General features: G+C 66.1%; 17 protein-coding genes and 1 tRNA gene. 6 read left to right on the forward strand and 12 right to left on the reverse strand.

Going from position 1 to position 18506, the window contains the following annotated elements:
- Positions 1–26 precede the first annotated feature (26 nt).
- A complete protein-coding gene (gene tdh, locus Mschef_RS11180) occupies positions 27–1061 on the forward strand; it encodes an L-threonine 3-dehydrogenase (protein WP_176212445.1) in 1035 nt (344 codons plus the stop codon).
- Positions 1062–1106: 45 nt separating this feature from the next.
- Here the strand turns inward: tdh and Mschef_RS11185 are convergent, their stop codons facing one another.
- Both Mschef_RS11185 and Mschef_RS11190 read right to left on the reverse strand, forming a co-directional pair.
- A complete protein-coding gene (locus Mschef_RS11185) occupies positions 1107–1475 on the reverse strand; it encodes a hypothetical protein (protein ID WP_081128449.1) in 369 nt (122 codons plus the stop codon).
- Positions 1476–1733: 258 nt separating this feature from the next.
- Complete coding sequence (locus Mschef_RS11190; RefSeq protein WP_136256187.1) at positions 1734–1967, reverse strand: hypothetical protein; 234 nt, start codon at positions 1965–1967, stop codon at positions 1734–1736.
- Positions 1968–2120: 153 nt separating this feature from the next.
- Between Mschef_RS11190 and kbl the strand changes: the two genes are divergently transcribed.
- Both kbl and Mschef_RS11200 read left to right on the forward strand, forming a co-directional pair.
- Positions 2121–3320, forward strand: a complete 1200-nt coding sequence (kbl, locus tag Mschef_RS11195) for a glycine C-acetyltransferase (RefSeq protein ID WP_081128453.1) — start codon at positions 2121–2123, stop codon at positions 3318–3320.
- Positions 3321–3324: 4 nt separating this feature from the next.
- Positions 3325–4026 carry an arginyltransferase gene (locus Mschef_RS11200; RefSeq protein ID WP_081128455.1) on the forward strand — a complete coding sequence of 234 codons (702 nt, stop codon included), beginning with the start codon at positions 3325–3327 and terminating at the stop codon, positions 4024–4026.
- A 123-nt stretch (positions 4027–4149) separates the two neighbouring features.
- Here the strand turns inward: Mschef_RS11200 and pip are convergent, their stop codons facing one another.
- The 10 genes from pip to thrS all read right to left on the reverse strand — a co-directional run bounded on the left by pip (position 4150) and on the right by thrS (position 12753).
- Complete coding sequence (gene pip, locus Mschef_RS11205; RefSeq protein ID WP_081128457.1) at positions 4150–5106, reverse strand: prolyl aminopeptidase; 957 nt, start codon at positions 5104–5106, stop codon at positions 4150–4152.
- Positions 5107–5183: 77 nt separating this feature from the next.
- Positions 5184–5260 (reverse strand) — tRNA-Pro (locus Mschef_RS11210).
- A gap of 62 nt (positions 5261–5322) precedes the next feature.
- The gene (locus Mschef_RS11215) at positions 5323–5676 is read right to left on the reverse strand and encodes a MerR family transcriptional regulator (protein WP_081128459.1); all 354 of its coding nucleotides are present in this window, start codon (positions 5674–5676) and stop codon (positions 5323–5325) included.
- Positions 5660–5956 (reverse strand): integration host factor subunit alpha, encoded by a 297-nt coding sequence (locus Mschef_RS11220; RefSeq protein WP_081128461.1) that lies wholly within the window; start codon positions 5954–5956, stop codon positions 5660–5662. The genes Mschef_RS11215 and Mschef_RS11220 overlap by 17 nt, the downstream gene beginning before the upstream one ends.
- 2 nt (positions 5957–5958) lie before the next feature.
- Positions 5959–8343, reverse strand: a complete 2385-nt coding sequence (pheT, locus tag Mschef_RS11225) for a phenylalanine--tRNA ligase subunit beta (protein WP_081128463.1) — start codon at positions 8341–8343, stop codon at positions 5959–5961.
- Between the two features lie 11 nt (positions 8344–8354).
- Positions 8355–9350 (reverse strand): phenylalanine--tRNA ligase subunit alpha, encoded by a 996-nt coding sequence (gene pheS / locus Mschef_RS11230; protein WP_081128465.1) that lies wholly within the window; start codon positions 9348–9350, stop codon positions 8355–8357.
- Between the two features lie 157 nt (positions 9351–9507).
- Positions 9508–9867 (reverse strand): 50S ribosomal protein L20, encoded by a 360-nt coding sequence (rplT, locus tag Mschef_RS11235; RefSeq protein ID WP_081128467.1) that lies wholly within the window; start codon positions 9865–9867, stop codon positions 9508–9510.
- Between the two features lie 10 nt (positions 9868–9877).
- Complete coding sequence (rpmI, locus tag Mschef_RS11240) at positions 9878–10081, reverse strand: 50S ribosomal protein L35 (protein ID WP_081128469.1); 204 nt, start codon at positions 10079–10081, stop codon at positions 9878–9880.
- 205 nt (positions 10082–10286) lie between these two features.
- Complete coding sequence (gene infC / locus Mschef_RS11245; protein WP_081128471.1) at positions 10287–10835, reverse strand: translation initiation factor IF-3; 549 nt, start codon at positions 10833–10835, stop codon at positions 10287–10289.
- Positions 10836–10848: 13 nt separating this feature from the next.
- Positions 10849–12753, reverse strand: a complete 1905-nt coding sequence (gene thrS / locus Mschef_RS11250; RefSeq protein WP_081128473.1) for a threonine--tRNA ligase — start codon at positions 12751–12753, stop codon at positions 10849–10851.
- Positions 12754–13006: 253 nt separating this feature from the next.
- Between thrS and Mschef_RS11255 the strand changes: the two genes are divergently transcribed.
- From Mschef_RS11255 to Mschef_RS11265, 3 genes are all read left to right on the forward strand, one after another.
- Complete coding sequence (locus tag Mschef_RS11255; RefSeq protein WP_081128475.1) at positions 13007–14014, forward strand: NAD-dependent epimerase; 1008 nt, start codon at positions 13007–13009, stop codon at positions 14012–14014.
- A gap of 52 nt (positions 14015–14066) precedes the next feature.
- On the forward strand, positions 14067–15893 hold the full coding sequence (glmS, locus tag Mschef_RS11260) for a glutamine--fructose-6-phosphate transaminase (isomerizing) (RefSeq protein WP_081128477.1): 1827 nt from the start codon (positions 14067–14069) through the stop codon (positions 15891–15893).
- 325 nt (positions 15894–16218) lie between these two features.
- Positions 16219–18441: a diguanylate cyclase gene (locus Mschef_RS11265; RefSeq protein ID WP_081128479.1), complete on the forward strand. Its 2223-nt coding sequence runs from the start codon at positions 16219–16221 to the stop codon at positions 18439–18441.
- Positions 18442–18506 lie beyond the last annotated feature (65 nt).

Raw genomic sequence — 18506 nt, forward strand, 5'->3', positions numbered from 1 at the left:
CGCTTTCAGGCCGGAGTATCACCACCATGCCACAAACCATGCGTGCGCTGGTCAAGCGCGAGCCCGCCAAGGGCATCTGGATGGAACAGGTGCCGCTGCCCGTGATCGGCCCCAACGAGGTGCTGATCAAGCTCGAGAAGACCGCGATCTGCGGCACCGACCTGCACATCTACAAATGGGATGAGTGGTCGCAGCGCACCATCAAGCCGGGCCTGGTGATCGGCCACGAATTCGTCGGCCGCATCGTCGAGATCGGCGCGGGCGTGAAGGGTTACCAGATCGGCCAGCGCGTCAGCGCCGAAGGTCACATCGTCTGCGGCATGTGCCGCAACTGCCGCGCCGGCCGCCAGCACTTGTGCCCGCACACCATCGGCATCGGCGTGAACCGCAACGGCGCCTTCGCCGAATACATCGCCATGCCGGCCAGCAATCTGTGGCCGATCCCGGATCAGATTCCTTCCGAGCTGGCGGCGTTTTTCGATCCCTACGGCAACGCCGCGCACTGCGCGCTCGAGTTCGACCTGATCGGCGAGGACGTGCTGATCACCGGCGCCGGGCCGATCGGCATCATCGCCGCCGGCATCGCCAAACACGTCGGCGCGCGCAACGTGGTGGTCACCGACGTCAACGACTATCGCCTCAAGCTGGCCGCCGACATGGGCGCCACGCGCGTGGTCAATGTCGCCAACCAGTCGCTGGCCGACGTGGTCAAGGACCTGCACATGGAAGGCTTCGACGTGGGCCTGGAGATGAGCGGCAACCCGCGCGCCTTCAACGACATGCTCGAGGTGATGTACCACGGCGGCAAGGTCGCGCTGCTCGGCATCCTGCCCAAGGGCGCCGGCATCGACTGGGACAAGGTGATCTTCAAGGGCCTCACCCTGCAAGGCATCTACGGCCGACGCATGTACGAGACCTGGTACAAGATGACACAAATGGTGCTCACCGGCTTCCCGCTGCAAAAGGCGCTCACGCACCAGGTGGCCATCGATGATTTCCAGCGCGGCTTCGACCTGATGGAAGCCGGCAACTGCGGCAAGGTCGTGTGCTCGTGGAACTGAGCCGCGCGGCCGCTGGCGCCTACTCTGCCAGCGGCCGCGTCGCCACTACGGCGCAGCGGGTTGTTCGAGTGCGTGCATGCTGTGCTGCCAGGATCTGCACAACGCCCGCGCATCCAGCACCGCGTCGTCCGGTTTGCCAAGCAGGAGGCGCAGATTGGCATTCGTCTTTTCGAGGAAATAGGTGAAATCCGCGCCACGCAGCGGCGACACCTGCAACTGCTGACGCAGGCACATTTCCGCGCCCGACGCCGCTTGCTCGCTTGCCGTCATGCCACGCCACTGGAACGCAGCGTGGAAGAGTTCGTGCAGGGTGCCGGACACCGCCATCATCACGGCGAGGTCCTGGTAACGCTGCAAACAGTGGAAGTAGTACTTCAGATGGACGCGATCGCCGGGCTCGCGCACCAGCGTCACCGACGAGACGCCGTATTCCGGACCCAGAAGATGAATCTCGACGATCCCGGGCGGGGCCGGGTCGCCGGCCTCGGCGAGCGTCGTTCCAACGCTGTCACGGCCCGCTCGAGTGTCGCGGCGGGAATCGCAGCGCAGGTCGGTCCGTTGGCGTAAAACGCAACCTGCAGATGTGGCAAAGTCTGTGCCAGGTAGGTACCAAGCGGCTTGTCATCGGGGATATCCTGCAAAATGCCCGCCACCTAATTGGCTGACGCACTGTTAAGTATCCCCATCTTTGCGCGTGATGCGCGTGCCGTGAATATCGCCTATCGGCACACCTTGTTCGATGATCTCGAAAAACTCGGTCGGAACACTTTCGCGCGTCAGCGGGTAAACACTCTCGCCTACCGGGACACTCGCGCAACCTGGCAGCAGCAGTAATGCGAAAAGCGGCCACATGCCTAATCCACGCATGCCCACCATTCGTATCACAACCCCCAGTCTGATGTTCATGCCGCCTCTCCATGTGCATGCGCGCACGTTACGCATCACGTTACTATTGCACTTTCAATACCAATGCATGGTGGCCGTGTCCTGAATGGCTCCGCCGTGACCTCTCGAATCATGGCGTGACACAATGATCGGATCACCGCCAATCACACCGCCATGACCTACACCGCCAAGGCGCGCCACACCGCCGAACTCGCCGCGATCGAGCAGCAGGGCCTGTTCAAGCGCGAGCGCATCATCACCTCGCCGCAATCGGCCGAGATCACCCTGGCCGATGGCCGCAGGGTGCTGAACTTCTGCGCCAACAATTACCTGGGACTGGCTGATCATCCCGAGGTGATCGCCGCGGCCAAGGCGGCGCTGGACACCCACGGCTTCGGCATGGCCAGCGTGCGCTTCATCTGCGGCACGCAGGATTTGCACAAGGAGCTGGAGAAGCGCATCGCGCGCTTCTTCGGCACCGACGACACCATCCTCTACGCCGCCTGCTTCGATGCCAACGGCGGCCTCTACGAGCCGCTGCTGGGCGAGGAGGACGCGATCATCTCCGACGCGCTCAACCACGCCTCGATCATCGACGGCATCCGCCTGTGCAAGGCCAAACGCTTCCGCTACGCCAACTGCGACATGGCCGATCTGGAGAAGCAACTGCAGGCAGCCGACGCCGCCGGCGCGCGCAACAAGTTGATCAGTTCCGACGGCGCGTTCTCGATGGATGGCTTCATCGCACCGCTGGACCGCATCACCACACTGGCGGAAAAGTATGCCGCCATGGTGCATATCGACGAGTGCCACTGCACCGGGTTTCTCGGCGCGACCGGCCGCGGCTCGGCCGAGGTGCACGGGGTGATGGACAGGATCGACCTGTTCACCGGCACGCTGGGCAAGGCCCTGGGCGGGGCACTGGGCGGCTTCACCACGGGTCGCGGCGAGGCCATCGAGCTGCTGCGCCAGCGCTCGCGGCCGTATCTGTTCTCCAATTCCTTGCCGCCGCACGTGGTGGCCGCGGCGATCAAGGTGTTCGACATGCTGGGCAGCGCGGCCTCGTTGCGCGAGCGCCTGGTGGAGAACACGCGCTACTTCCGCGAACGCATGGCCACTGCCGGCTTCGACATCAGGCCCGGCACTCACCCGATCGTGCCGGTGATGATTTACGACGCGCCCAAGGCGCAGGCCATGGCCGCGCGACTGCTGGACGAAGGCATCTACGTCACCGGATTTTTCTATCCGGTGGTGGCGCAGGGCCAGGCACGCATCCGCACGCAGATGAGCGCGGCGCACACGCGCGCGCATCTGGATCATGCCATCGACGCATTCACGCGCGTCGGCCGCGGGCTCGGCGTGCTGCAACCCTGACACGATGCAAACCGAGCGCGTCCGCCTCTTCCAGACGCTGCCGCAAGCCTGCGGATACTGGAGTGCGCGCACCGCGGTCAATCTGGTGCTCGATCCCAGCCTCGACGGCCTGGCCGCACTCTATCCGCAGGCACTGGCGCACGGCTTCCGCCGTGCCGGCCCGCACTTGTACCGGCCCAACTGCCCGCGCTGCACGGCGTGCGTGGCCTGCCGCATCCCGCTGGATGCATTCCGCCCCGATCGCAGCCAACGCCGCTGTCTGAGCCGCAATGCGGCGCTGCACTGGCATGATGTCGAGCCAGGCTTCAGTCCCGAACGCTGGGCGCTGTATCAGCGTTATCAGCGGCTGCGGCATCCTGGCGGCGGCATGGACGATGGCACGGCCGAGGATTTTCGCGAGTTTCTTGCGACCAGCTGGAGCCCCACGCGGTTTCTCGAACTGCGCGACGGCACGCGCCTGCTCGCCGTGGCGGTGACCGATGTCGGCAGCGCGGCGCTGTCCGCCGTGTATACGTGGTTCGACCCTGCCGAGGCCGCGCGCAGCCTCGGCACGCTGGCGATCCTGCAGCAGATCGCCTACGGCCGCGCGCACGGCCTGCAGCATCTGTACCTCGGTTACTGGATCGCCGGACACCCGAAAATGGACTACAAGTGCCGCTTCCGCCCGCTGGAGGTGCTGGGCACGCAGGGCTGGGTTGCGCTGTGATGCCGCAACCACTCGCCCCATGGGCGACAAGCGCAGGACTGCATGCAGGATCTGCCCCGACGGGCATCGGCGGCGGCATCGATCAGCCGGGCACATCCACCGCCACGACCACGACTTGACCCATCAGCCGCGATAACGATCGGTGGCGCGGATCAATGCATCGGAATTGCCCGGCTCGAACGCCGAGTGGCCCGCGTCGGGCACGATCTCCAGCCTGGCCTCGGGCCAAGCGCGATGCAGATCCCAAGCCGAGCGCAGCGGGCACACCACGTCGTAGCGCCCCTGCACGATGGTCGCCGGGATATGGCGGATGCGACCGACATCCTGCAGCAACTGATCGTCAGCGCGCAGAAAACCGCCATGGATGAAGTAATGGCACTCGATGCGCGCGAAGGCCAGCGCGAAGGCGTCGGCGCCGCTGGACTCGATATGCGCGGGGTCTTGATACAGAAAGCTGGTAGCGCCTTCCCACACCGACCATGCGCGCGCCGCGGCCAGACGCACGTCGGCATCCGCATCGGTCAGGCGGCGGTGGTAGGCACTGATCAGATCACCTCGTTCGACCGCAGGGATGGCGTCGAGATATTTCTCCCAGGCATCGGGAAACAGCGCGTCGCACCCTTGCTGGTAGAACCACTCGAGCTCCCAGCGGCGCAGCAGGAAGATGCCACGCAGCACCAGCTCGGTGACGCGCGCGGGATGGCTTTGCGCATAGGCCAGCGCCAGCGTCGAACCCCATGAGCCGCCGAATACCTGCCACCGCTCGATGCCCAGATGCGCGCGCAGGCGCTCGATGTCGGCGACCAGATCCCAGGTGGTGTTTTCGCGCAATTCGGCGTGCGGAGTGGATCGCCCGCAGCCACGCTGATCGAACAGCACGATGCGATAGGCCGCCGGGTCGAAAAACTGCCTGCAGCGCGCGTTGCAGCCACCACCCGGGCCACCGTGCAGGAACACCACGGGTTTGCCCTGCGGATTGCCGCATTGTTCGTAGTACAGCGAATGCAGCGCGGAAACCTGCAATTGGCCCGTGCCATAGGGCTCGATCTCGGGGTAAAGACTGCGGCGTGCGTCGGACATGGTGCGGAACCTCTCGCTCGACATTTCGACCCCCGAAATGCATGCGGCGCCCCGTGGCGCCGCATGATGACCGGAACTGGTCGGGGCGGCGAGAATCGAACTCGCGACCCCCACAACCCCATTGTGGTGCGCTACCAGGCTGCGCTACGCCCCGACATGGTTCCAGAACGCGGGATTGTAGCAGCGTCGCCGCGGCAAAAAGAAGCGCGGCGCACCTCAGCGCAACAGCGTGAGCAGTTCCTCGAGCTCCTGGCGCAACTGCCGTGCAACCTGCCCCGAATAGCTGGCCTCGACCTTGGCCTGACCGCCTTCAAGACGCTGGCGCGCACCGGTGATGGTGAAGCCCTGCTCGTAGAGCAGCGCACGGATCTGGCGGATCATCAGCACGTCATGGCGCTGGTAATAGCGCCGGTTGCCACGGCGCTTGACTGGACTGAGCCCGGAGAATTCCTGTTCCCAGTAGCGCAGCACGTGTGGCTTCACGCCGCACAAATCGCTCACTTCGCCTATGGTGAAGTAGCGTTTGGCCGGGATCGGCGGCAGCTCGTTGTTGCTACCTGGGTCCAGCATATGCCTCAACCCTCTGCTTCAGGCGCTGGCCGGCGCGAAAGGTGACCACGCGCCGCGCGGAAATGGGGATTTCCTCACCGGTCTTGGGGTTGCGACCCGGACGCTGATTCTTGCTGCGCAACTCGAAGTTGCCGAAACCGGAGAGCTTGATCTGCTCGCCGTCTTCCAGCGCCTTGCGGATGGTCTCGAAAAACGCGTCCACGAATTCCTTGGCTTCGCGTTTGTTGAGTCCCACCTCGGCAAACAGCCGCTCGGCCATTTCAGCTTTGGTCAGTGCCACGATTACCCCCTGATACGTGCCGCATACGCTTGCGCCAGTGCTTGCAGCACCCGGGACACGCAAGCATCCGCGTCGGTATCGGTTAGCGTGCGCGAGTGTTCCTGCAAAATCAAGCCCATGGCATAGCTTTTGTGCCCCGGATCGAGTCCTGCACCACGATAGACATCGAACAGGCGCAGTTCGGCCAGCACCTTGCCCGCGGCGGCGCGGGTCTGCGCCTCGACCTGCGCCCAGGTAACCGCCTCGGCCACGACAATGGCCAGATCGCGGCGCACGCCCGGGAAACGCGGCAACGCCTGCGGCTTCGGCGGGGACTGTTCGCGCAATCGATCCAGATCGAACTCGGCCACATACACGCTACTTTCGAGCCCCAGCGCCTGCTCCAGCAGCGGATGCAACGCGCCGATCACACCCAGCTCCTGGGTCCCGGCCAACACGCGCGCGCCGCGTCCCGGATGCAGCCATGTCGGCAAGCCATCGGGCGCAAAGCGCAAACCCCCGGTGACACCACCGCGCAAGGCCAGCAGCGCCTCGACATCGCCCTTGACGTCGTGAAAATCCAGCGCCCGCGCGGGTAGCCCCCATTGCTCCAATGCCGCCGTGCCACAGGCCACCAGTGCCAGCCGTTCGACTTCGCGCGGCACGGCGGGCAGCGGATGGAAACTGCGTCCGATCTCGAACAAGCGTACGCGCGACTGTTGCCGGTTGCGATTGGCGCGCAGCGCGGCCAGAAGCCCGGGCAGCAACGACGGACGCATGCGCGCCAGCTCGGCCGACAACGGATTGGCCAGCGGCAACGAGGTTTCCAGCATGTGCCAGGGTGCCAGCAGCGCGTCGCCGACCAGCGACAGCGTGATCGCCTCGTGGTAATCGCGCGCCGCCAGCGCCGCACGCAAGCGCGGCAGGGGCAGGCGCGCCGTGGCGGCGGCGGGCGGCAACGGCATTGCGGCGCTGGGCAAGCTGCTGGGCACACGCACATACCCATGGATGCGCGCGACTTCCTCGATCAGATCCTCCTCGCGCGCCAGATCAAAGCGTCGCGTCGGTACCAGTGCCAGCCAGCCATCGGCCTCGCGGGCGAGCTTGATATCCAGCGCCAGCAGGATGCGCTCGACCTCGCTGTCGGCGATGGCCAGACCCAACACACGCAGCAGCCGCGCGCGGCGCAGGTGGATCGACGCGCACGGCGCGCTCCAGCCCGGCAATTCGCTGCACTGCAGCGGCCCCGCGCGACCGCCACAGATGGCCAGCAGCAGCGCCGTGGCGCGCTCGAGCGCGCGCGCAGGCAGCTCCGGGTCGACGCCGCGCTCGAAACGATGCGCGGCGTCGGAGTGCAAACCAAAACGCCGCGCCACACCCATGATCGCGGCCGGCGCAAAATGCGCGCTTTCCAGAAACACCGTGCGCGTGTCCGCGCTGACCGCGCTGTCGGCGCCACCCATGACACCGGCCAGCGCCTGCGCGCCACGCGCATCGCCGATCACCAGTTGCCCATCCAGTTCGACTTCGCTGCCGTCGAGCAGACGCAGACGCTCGCCCGCATGCGCCGTGCGCACGGCGATGTCGCCATGCAGCCGCGCATCGTCGAAGGCATGCAGCGGCTGGCCCAGTTCGAGCATCACGTAATTGCCGACATCGACGATGGCGCTGAGCGGACGCAGCCCGGCGCGACGCAGGCGCTCGGCCATCCACAGTGGCGTGGTGGCGCGCGCGTCGAGATCCTCGACCACGCGCCCGCAGTAGCGCGGACAGGCGTCGCCCGCCTGCAATTGCACGGTACGCACGCGCGCGGTCCGCGCCGGCACGGCCGCGCAATCCGGCAGGCGCGTGACGCCGCCGAACAGCGCCGCGACATCATGTGCCAGCCCGACCATGCCGAAGCAGTCGGCACGGTTCGGGGTGAGCTTCAACTCGATGCTGGCGTCGGGCAGGCCCAGATACTCGGCCAGCGCCTGGCCCGGCGGGGCGTCCTCGGGCAATTCCATCAGGCCGGAGGCATCACTATCCAGCGCCAGCTCGCGCGCCGAGCACAGCATGCCTTGCGAGCGCACGCCGCGTAGATCCGTCGCGCGGATGGCCACAGCGCCGGGCAACAACGCGCCTTCCAGCGCCAGCGGCGCCTTCAGACCCGCGCGCGCGTTGGCTGCACCGCACACGATTTGCAGCGGCGCAGCCAGGCCTGCATCGACGCGGCACACGCGCAAGCGCTCGGCGTTGGGGTGCGGCGTGCACTCGATGATCGCGCCGACGACCACGTGATCGAGTCCGGCGCCGAGCGCGGTCACCGCTTCGACTTCCAGCCCGGCCATGGTCAGTCCTTCGACCAAGGCATCGCGATCGGCGGCGACGCCCACCAGCGCGCGCAGCCAGCGTTCACTGAATCTCATCGTCGTGGCCCTCAGCCGAACTGCGCCAGAAAGCGCACGTCATTGTCGAAGAACGCGCGCAGGTCATCCACGCCGTAATACAACATGGCGAAGCGCTCCACGCCCAGACCGAAGGCGAAGCCTGTGTAGCGCTCGGGGTCGATGCCGCCGTTCTCCAGCACGCGCGGATGCACCATGCCGCAGCCCAGCACCTCCAGCCAACGCGAGTTGCCCGCGGCGTCGTCCCAGCGGATGTCGACCTCGGCCGAGGGCTCGGTGAAGGGGAAGTAGCTGGGCCGGAAACGCATCGCGAAGCTGCGCCCGAAAAATGCCGCGACAAAAGCCTCCAGCGTGCCTTTCAAATCGGCAAAGCTGACCTCCTCGCCCACCATCAGGCCCTCGACCTGGTGGAACATCGGCGAGTGCGTCTGATCCGAATCACTGCGGTATACGCGCCCCGGCGCGATGATGCGCAGCGGCGGCTGGCGCCCCTGCATGGCGCGGATCTGCACCGGCGAGGTATGTGTGCGCAGCAGCTCGCCGCCAGCAAAATAAAACGTGTCGTGCATGGCGCGCGCCGGATGTTGCGGCGGAAAATTCAGCGCCTCGAAATTGTGCCAGTCATCCTCGATCTCGGGACCTTCGGCACGCTGATAACCCATGCGCTCGAAGATGTCGCAGATGCGTGTCTCGGTCTCGACCACGGGGTGCAGGCTGCCCTGCATCGCGCCGCGTCCGGGCAGACTGATATCGACGGCCTCGCGCGCCAGCCTGGTTTGCGTCGCGGCGGTGTCGAGCACGCTGCGGCGCGCCGCCAGCGCATCACCCAGTTCCGCCTTGAACACGTTGAGTTCGGCGCCGCGCTGCTTGCGCACCTCGGGCGCCAGCGCACCCAGTTCTTTCAACGCCGCGGTCAGCAGCCCGTTCTTGCCGAGCAGGCTGACGCGCAGGCTTTCCAGCGCCTGCAGATCGGTCGCCGCGGCGATCGCGCCACGCGCGGCATTGATGCGTTCCGCCAAGCTGTCCATCGATGCCCCAGCAACTCAAGCAAGTAAGTCCAACAGGACACGCCATCGCGCAGCGCAGCCCAAAAAAACACAAGCCGCAAAACGAATGGGGAGCGAGCCCAAGCCCGCTCCCCACAGTGCGTCATGCCGACCGACACGAGTCCGGTGGCCATTGCGCTCAGGCGGCGAGTGCGGTCCTGGCCTTTTCGGCGATCACGCCAAAAGCCTTGAGGTCATGCACCGCCAGATCCGCCAGCACCTTGCGGTCCACGGTGACGCCGGCCTTGGCCAAACCATTGATCAGGCGGCTGTAGGACAGGCCGTGCATGCGCGCGGCGGCATTGATGCGCACGATCCACAGCGCGCGGAACTGGCGCTTGCGCTGCTTGCGGCCGATATACGCATATTGCTCGGCGCGCGTAACCGCCTGCTTGGCGACGCGGAAGACCTTGCGCCGAGCGTTGTAGAAGCCCTTCGCGCGGCCGATGATTTTCTTGTGACGACGGCGTGCAGTGACGCCACGTTTGACACGTGCCATGGGTCAATCCTCAGAGATAAGGCAGCATGCGCGCGACATGGCCTGCGTCGCAGGCGCGCACATGGTTGGGTCCACGCAGATTGCGTTTGCGCTTGGTGGACTTCTTGGTGAGGATGTGACTCCTGAAGGCGTGGCCGGCCTTGAACTTGCCGCTGGCCGTCTTGCGGAAGCGCTTGGCCGCCGCCCGATTGGTCTTGATCTTGATCTTGGGCATGGAGTGCTCCAATGGTTTTATGGACTGACCCCGGCGGCGGCGATTGCCGCGCTTGCCATCCCTGCCGGAACCCGCGAATGCCGATTCGACCGCGAATCGGATTGGACAGTTTATATGCAAACCGGCACGGGTTCCAGCGCGAAAACCGCGCGGTGGGCCGCATGCCGGTCGCGCGACGCCGCGCAACAGGGCGCGGCCCTGCCGGTCATTTTTTCTTCGGCGCGATCATCATGATCATCTGGCGGCCCTCGAGCCTTGGAAACTGCTCGATCACGCCCTGTTCGGTCACGTCCGCCTGGATGCGCTTGGCCAGCTCGTAGCCCAGTTCCTGATGCGACATCTCGCGGCCGCGGAAGCGGATGTTGACCTTGACGCGATCGCCCTCGTCGAGAAAACGCAGCAGGTTGCGCATCTTGATCTGGTAGTCGCCAACGTCGGTGGTCGGGCGGAACTTGAGTTCCTTGATCTCGACCTGTTTCTGCTTCTTCTTCGCCGCCTGAGTCTTTTTCTGCTGCTCGAAGCGGAACTTGCCGAAATCCATGATGCGGCACACCGGCGGATCGGCCGTGGGCTGGATCTCGACCAGATCCATGCCGACGTCCTCGGCCGCGCGCAGGGCCTCATCGCGGGTCAGGATGCCGAGCTGTTCGCCTTCGGCATCGATCACGCGCACGCGCGGCACGCGGATTTCGTTGTTGCGACGGTGTGACTTGGTTTCGGTAGGCGTAGCGATCGTTGTTTCTCCAGAGATCATCGTGCTCGGCACCCTAAGCAGGGTGTGCTTCCGAGGCCAGGCGTGCGGCGAATCCGGACTGCGTCATGCTGCCCAGATCCGCGCCGTTTAGAGCGCGCACGGCGACCGCACCCGTTTCCTTCTCGCGGTCACCGACCACCAGCAGATAGGGCACGCGTTGCAGCGTGTGTTCGCGGATCTTATAGCCCACTTTTTCGTTGCGCAAATCGGCCTCGACGCGAAAACCTTGTCGCGCCAGCGTCTGCGCCACCTCGGCAGCATAGCTTGCATGTGCGTCGGTGATGTTCAGCACGATGGCCTGCAGCGGCGCCAGCCATGCCGGAAACGCGCCGGCGTGGTGCTCGATGAGGATGCCGATGAAGCGCTCCATCGAGCCGACAATGGCCCGGTGCAGCATGACCGGATGGCGGCGCTGGCTGTGCTCGTCCACGTACTCGGCACCCAGGCGGCCGGGCATCATGAAGTCCACCTGCATGGTGCCCAGCTGCCAGGTGCGGCCAATGGCGTCCTTGAGGTGATATTCGATCTTCGGGCCATAGAACGCACCCTCGCCGGGCAATTCCTGCCATTCCACGCTGGCGCCGCGCAGCGCCGCGCGCAGCGCATGCTCGGCCTTGTCCCAAGTGGCGTCGTCGCCGAGACGCTTGTCCGGGCGCAACGCGATCTTCACCTGGATGTCGCCGAAACCGAAGTCATCGTAGACCTTCAGCGCCTGACGATGGAACGCCGCCACCTCGGACTCGATCTGCTCCTCGGTGCAGAAGATGTGGCCGTCGTCCTGGGTGAAGCCGCGCACACGCAGGATGCCGTGCAGCGCGCCGGAAGGCTCGTTGCGATGGCAGGCGCCGAACTCGCCATAGCGGATCGGCAGGTCGCGGTAACTGTGCAGGCCCTGATTGAATATCTGCACATGGCCTGGACAGTTCATCGGCTTGACCGCGTAGGTGCGCTTCTCCGACTCGGTGAAGAACATGTTTTCCTTGTAGTTGTCCCAGTGGCCCGATTTCTGCCACAGCGACACATCCAGGATCTGCGGACAGCGCACCTCGCCATAGCCGGTGTCGCGATACACGCGGCGCATGTACTGCTCGACCACTTGCCAGATCGACCAGCCCCTGGGATGCCAGAACACCAGGCCCGGGCCTTCCTCCTGCAAATGGAACAGGTCCAGCGCCTTGCCGATCCTGCGGTGATCACGCTTCTCGGCTTCCTCGATCTGCAGCAGATAAGCCTTGAGGTCCTTGTCATTGAGGAAAGCGGTGCCGTAGATGCGGCTCAACATGGCGTTGTTGCTGTCGCCACGCCAGTAGGCACCGGCCACCTTGAGCAGCTTGAAAGCCTTCAGACGCCCGGTGTCGGGAACGTGCGGCCCACGGCACAAGTCGGTGAACTCGCCCTGCGCGTACAATGACAGTTCCTCGTGCGCGGGGATGGCGCGGATGATCTCGGCCTTGTAGGTTTCGCCGATGCCCTGAAAAAACGCCACCGCGGCGTCGCGCGATTTCACCGTGCGGGTCAGCGGCATGGCCGCGGCCGCTATCTTGCGCATCTCGTCCTCGATGCGCGGCAGATCCTCGGGCGTGAACGGCCGCTCGTAGGCGAAGTCATAGTAGAAGCCGTTGTCGATCACCGGGCCGATGGTGACCTGCGCTCCCGGGAACAGGCGCTGCACCGCCTGCGCCAGCAGATGCGCGGTGGAATGGCGGATGATCTCCAGCGCCTCGGGGCTTTTCTCGGTGATGATCTCGAGTTTGGCATCGCGCTCGATGACGCAGCCGAGATCGACCAGCGTGCCATCCACACGACCAGCGAGCGCGGCTTTGCCCAAGCCGGGGCCGATGGACATGGCCACCTCGCGCACACTGGGGGCGTTCTCGAATTCGCGGCGGCTGCCGTCGGGGAGCGTGATCTGGATCATGACTGTCTTCCGGGTTCAATCGCCAGGCAAAAATGCAGGCAACAAAAAAGGGCGTCGAACGCCCCGATGGTCGGCGCGACGCGGTGCGGATGGAATCAGCGGGGAGTGCTCATGTCGCACGCTCGACGGCGGTTGCCCGCGCGTTACCTGAAAAGTCATCGGATGCAAGGCAAACTAGCCAGCGGCCCCCGCCCTGTCAACGGCCCGCGCGCGGCCACTGCTAGACTTTGCCTAATTCACGAGCCTTGATTCCATGCGCATTCTGGTCACTGGCGCGGCCGGCTTCATCGGTGCCGCGCTGATCGAGCACCTGCTGGCGCGCGGCGAGCAGGTGCTGGGCATCGACAACCACAACGATTACTACGATCCGGCGTTGAAACAGGCGCGGCTGGATCGTTTCGCCACGCATCCGGGCTATCGGCATGCACGTCTCGACATCGCCGATGGCGCGGCGCTGCACGCGGCGTTCGCACCCTTCAGCCCCGAACGCGTGGTGCACCTGGCGGCGCAGGCCGGCGTGCGCTACTCGCTGCAGAATCCCGCGGCCTATGTGCAGAGCAATCTGGTCGGCTTCGGCAACGTGCTGGAAGCCTGCCGCCACGGCAGCGTGCAGCACCTGGTGTTTGCCTCGTCCAGTTCGGTCTATGGCGCCAACCGCAAACTGCCCTTCAGCGAGGCTGACGCGGTCGATCATCCGCTCAGTCTGTACGCGGCCACCAAGAAATCCAACGAGTTGATGGCGCACGCCTACAGCCATTTGTACCGGCTGCCTGCCACCGGGCTGCGCTTCTTCACCGTGTACGGGCCTTGGGGGCGGCCGGACATGTCACCGAACCTGTTCGCCGCGCGCATCCGCCGCGGCGAGTCGCTGGACGTGTTCAACCACGGCCGGCACCAGCGCGATTTCACCTACATCGACGACATCGTCGCCGGTGTCGTGGCCGTGCTCGACCAGCCGGCCACCCCCGCTCCCGCTTACGACGCACTGCACCCACACCCCGGCCGCTCCGATGCGCCGTTCCGCATCTACAACATCGGCGGCGATCGGCCAGTGGAGCTGCTGCACTTCATCGAGCTGCTGGAACAATCGCTGGGCCGGCGCGTGCAGAAAAACCTGCTGCCCATGCAACCCGGCGACGTCGAGGCCACCTGGGCCGATGTTTCCGCACTGCGCGCCGCCACCGGCTGGCAGCCACGCGTCGGCATCGAGGACGGCATCGCGCACTTCGTGGCCTGGTACCGCGACTACTACCGACAGTGACCATGCGCCTTATCATCACCCCCCACCGCCCCCCCTGACTGGAGCACGCCGCATGTGTGGCATCGTCGCCGCCGTGGCACAACGTGACGTTGCGCCGATCCTGATCGCCGGACTGAAAGCGCTGGAATACCGCGGCTACGACTCGGCCGGCATGGCCGTGCTCACCCCGCAGGGCGTGCGCCGCGTGCGCGCCAAGGGCAAGGTGCGCGAGATGGAGCAGCGTTATCTGGCCGATCCGTTCCCCGGCAGCACCGGCATCGCGCACACGCGCTGGGCCACGCACGGCGTGCCCAGCGAGAGCAACGCGCACCCGCACCTGTCCGGACGCGCCACCGTGGTGCACAACGGCATCATCGAAAACCACGCCGAACTGCGCAGCGAGCTGCAGGCGCAGGGGCGCGTGTTCGAATCGGAAACCGATACCGAGGTCATCGCGCACCTGGTCGATATCGAACTGGCGCGCGGCATCGGCCTGCGCGCGGCCGTTCTGCGCGCGGTCGCGCGGCTGCAAGGCGCCTACGCCATCGCGGTGATGGACGCGCACGACCCCGAGCGCATCATCGGCGCGCGCCTGGGCAGCCCACTGGTGCTGGGCGTGGGCATCGGCGAGCATTTCCTCGGCTCGGACATGCAGGCACTGGTCCAGGTCACGCGGCGCGTGATTTATCTGGAAGAAGGCGACCTGGCCGAGATCCGCCAAGATGGCTATGCGGTGTTCGACCGCGGCGGCGTTGACGTGCAGCGCGCCGTGCATGAATCCGACCTCAGCACGGACGCCATCGACAAGGGCGAATTCCGCCATTTCATGCTCAAGGAAATCTACGAACAGCCGCGCGCCGTGGCCGACACGCTGGAAGGCCGCCTCGGCGCGCACGGCCCGCTGCCCAACATCTTCGGCCCCGGCGGCGATGCGCTGCTGACGCGCGTTGCGGGCCTGCACATCGTCGCCTGCGGCACCAGCTATCACGCCGGACTGGTGGCGCGCATCTGGATCGAGGCGCTGGCGCATATCCCGGTCAGCGTCGAGGTGGCCAGCGAATACCGCTACCGCGACGTGGTGGTGCCGCCCGGCACGCTATTCGTGGCGATCTCGCAATCCGGCGAAACCGCCGACACGCTGTCGGCCCTGCGCGAAACCCGCGCACGCGGCTATCTGGGCACGCTGGCACTGTGCAACGTGCCCGAGTCCTCGCTGGTGCGCGAAGCCGACCTCAAACTGATGACCCGCGCCGGCCCCGAGATCGGCGTCGCTTCGACCAAGGCATTCACCACGCAGCTCGCCGCGCTGGCGCTGCTGACGCTGGCGCTGGCGCGCACGCGCGGCCAGCCAACCGCGCGCCTGGATGCACTGGCCGCCGAGCTGGCACACTTGCCGCGCATGCTCGAACAGGCGCTGGCCATCGACGCCGAGATCGAGGCCCTGGCCGCGCGCATCGTGCCGCGTCAGCACGCGCTGTTCCTCGGCCGCGGCACGCAGCAGGCGGTGGCGATGGAGGGTGCGCTCAAACTCAAGGAAATCTCCTACATCCACGCCGAGGCCTACCCCGCCGGCGAACTGAAGCACGGCCCGCTGGCGCTGGTCGACAGCGACATGCCGGTGATCGCCGTGGCGCCCAACAACGCGTTGCTGGACAAACTCAAGTCCAACCTGCAGGAAGTGCGCGCACGCGGCGGCGAGTTGTACCTCATCGCCGACCGCGACTCGGCGCTGGATGGCGAAGACCCGGCGCGCGTGTTGCGCCTGGACGTGGGCGGCGAAATGATCGCCCCCGCCGTGCTCACCGTGCCCTTGCAACTGCTTGCCTACCACGTCGCGGTACTGCGCGGCACCGATGTCGATCAGCCGCGCAATCTGGCCAAATCGGTGACGGTGGAATAAGTCCGCGGTTTTGCAACCAGCTGTTCCAGACAAATATAGTCGTAAATAAGTCAATAAAGTCATAAATGGCTGATCCTGCCCGCGCGCTTGAAAGCGTACCGCGGAGATACTGGCAACTCGATGGCAATGCGAGACCTGGGTCAGAGTCGACCTTGGGGAGAAAGTACACTCTGACCCTGCTTTGCTGCTTTGGCACGACTCGGGTTCACTGCACCGAATCCCGGCCAGTGATGCCGGCCCCGTTTTTGCTTGTGTTCGTTATGCTCACCGTCCGAGAGACCCAGCCGGGTCGCTTGCAGCCGAACCGACTTGCCGGGAACTCCACATGTTTCGCTGTTGGCGCACGCTCTCCATCACGGGTGCGTGGCTGGTCGTGGCGGCGTACGCCGGCCCGGCCACCGCGGCCTCCACCGCACCGGCACCCGCGCGCTCGGCCGCCACGGCGGATGCGACGTCGATTGCGATCGTGCTGGCCCGGGTCCAGGCGCTGCAGGCCAGGAACCCCGCTGCGGCGCTGCAGGCCGGCCTGCCGGCATGGCAGGCCGGTCCGCCGCAGGGCGCGCGCATCGAGCTGGGGCTGCATTTGATCGCCGCGGCGGATGCGCAGCAACAACCCGCGCAGGCCGTGGCGATCGGGGCGCGCCTGCTGCCGGCCGCACTGACGCCGACGCAGCGCCTGCGCCTGCTCTGGCATCTATGCGAGAGCATGTGGGCGACCCGGGATCTCGCGCGCGTCCGGGCGCTGGAGCCGCAGATCACGGCGCTGGGCAGCCAGCTTCCCGGCCAGGCCCAGGCCATCGCCGAACTTTGGCGCAAGCTCAGCAGCTCGTATCTGATGCTGGACGATACCCGCGACGCCCTGCGCACCGCGCGCATCGCCCTGGCCACGGCGCCACGGCATCCGAGCATGGTCGATTACTGGGCCAACCAGCTTATCGCCGTGGTTTACGTCAAGAGCGACGAACTGCCCAAGGCCATCGCGGCGCTGCAGGCGGCCGATCGCGCCGGCAAGGCGCTGGGCCTGCCCGACCGCGTCAGCCTGATGTTGAACTTCAACGCGCTGTACATGTACGCGAAGAACTGGCCCAAGGCCATCGAGTATGGCCAGCGCGCCATGGCTGCCGGGCCGGACCCTGCGCAGCAGGTGGCGATCCTCGCCAACGTCGGCGGCGCCTACCAGGAGCTGGGCGACTTCCCGCGTGCCGGCGCCACCTATGCGCATGCCCTGCGCATCGCCCGTGCCCATCAGCTGCCGGCACCCAGCTTGCTCAACAACATGGCCGATCTGCTGCAAAAGCAGAACCAGCCGGCCCAGGCCCTGCCGCTGCTGCAGCAGGCGGCACGTGAATTCGAGCGCGCCGGCAGCACCAGCGAGGCTGCCACCGCCTACTCCAACATCGGCGCCGCCCTGGCCGGCCTGGGCCAGCACGCGGCAGCCGAACGGGCCTATGCGAAGTCGCTGGCGCTGTTCACCGCGGCCGACGACGTGCAGCGTCGCCTGGAACTGTACCCGCGCATGGTCGACAACCTGGCGGCCCTGGGCCGTTACCGCGATGCCCTGTCGGTGATGCGCGCGTACAAAAAGCTGCACGACGTGCACGTGACGGTGCAATCCAACACCCAGATGGCCAAGCTCGAAGCGGTGATCGAACTCGAGCGCAGAAATGCTGAGCTGGCCCAGGCGCAGCGCGAGCACGATCGGCAGCAGGCCGCCCTGGTCCGGGCGAAAGCGCTCGAGCAGCGGCAACTTTTGACCACCGAGGCCATGCTGGCGGCGCTGCTGCTGCTCGCGGCCGTGGCCGCGCTGAGTATCCGCCAGAGTCGCGTGCGCAAGTGCCTCAACCAGTCGCTGGCCATGAAGAATGCCGAGATCGAGACCCAGTATCGGGATCTGACCCGGCTTCACGACACCATCTCGCGGCAAAGTGAAGAGGACGCCCTCACCGGCCTGCGCAACCGCCGCTACGGCCAGGCCTGGCTGGAGCGGCTTGCGGCCGCGCATCTGGAAGCACGCCGCAAGGGCAGTCCGCTGATGCCAGCCCTGGTGATGCTGCTGGACATCGACCATTTCAAGAAGGTGAACGACCGCCATGGCCATGAAGCCGGCGATCACGCCCTGAAGCACTTCGCGGGGATCCTGCGCGAGTGCAGCCGTCAGTCGGACGTCCTGGTGCGCTGGGGCGGCGAGGAGTTCCTGTGGGCGTGCCCGGGCACGCCGATCTCCGAAGCACAGCATCTGTTCGCACGCGTGCGCGAGCGACTGCAGCAGACGCCGCTGATCCTGCGCGGCGACCGTGTTTCCCTCACCGTCTCCATGGGCTTCAGCCTGTTTCCGCTATGGCCCGAGGCCACCGGGGACTGGGCCTTCTGCCTGCGCATGGCGGACACCGCGCTGTACCGCGCCAAGACCTCCGGCCGCGACCGCTGGACCGGCCTGATCGCCGGCAAGCTTGCCCAAGCCATGGATCACGGACGCTGCGCGCGGGAGGACAGCGTCGATGAACTGGAGGCGCGTGGCTGTCTCACCGCATTGGCCGAATCGGTCTAGCCCCGATCAAAGCGCATCAAAGCGGGTCAGAGCCACTTCGCGCAAGTCAGAGCAGGAGCCGTGAG

It is taken from the genome of Metallibacterium scheffleri, from assembly GCF_002077135.1.
GTDB classification, from domain to species: domain Bacteria; phylum Pseudomonadota; class Gammaproteobacteria; order Xanthomonadales; family Rhodanobacteraceae; genus Metallibacterium; species Metallibacterium scheffleri.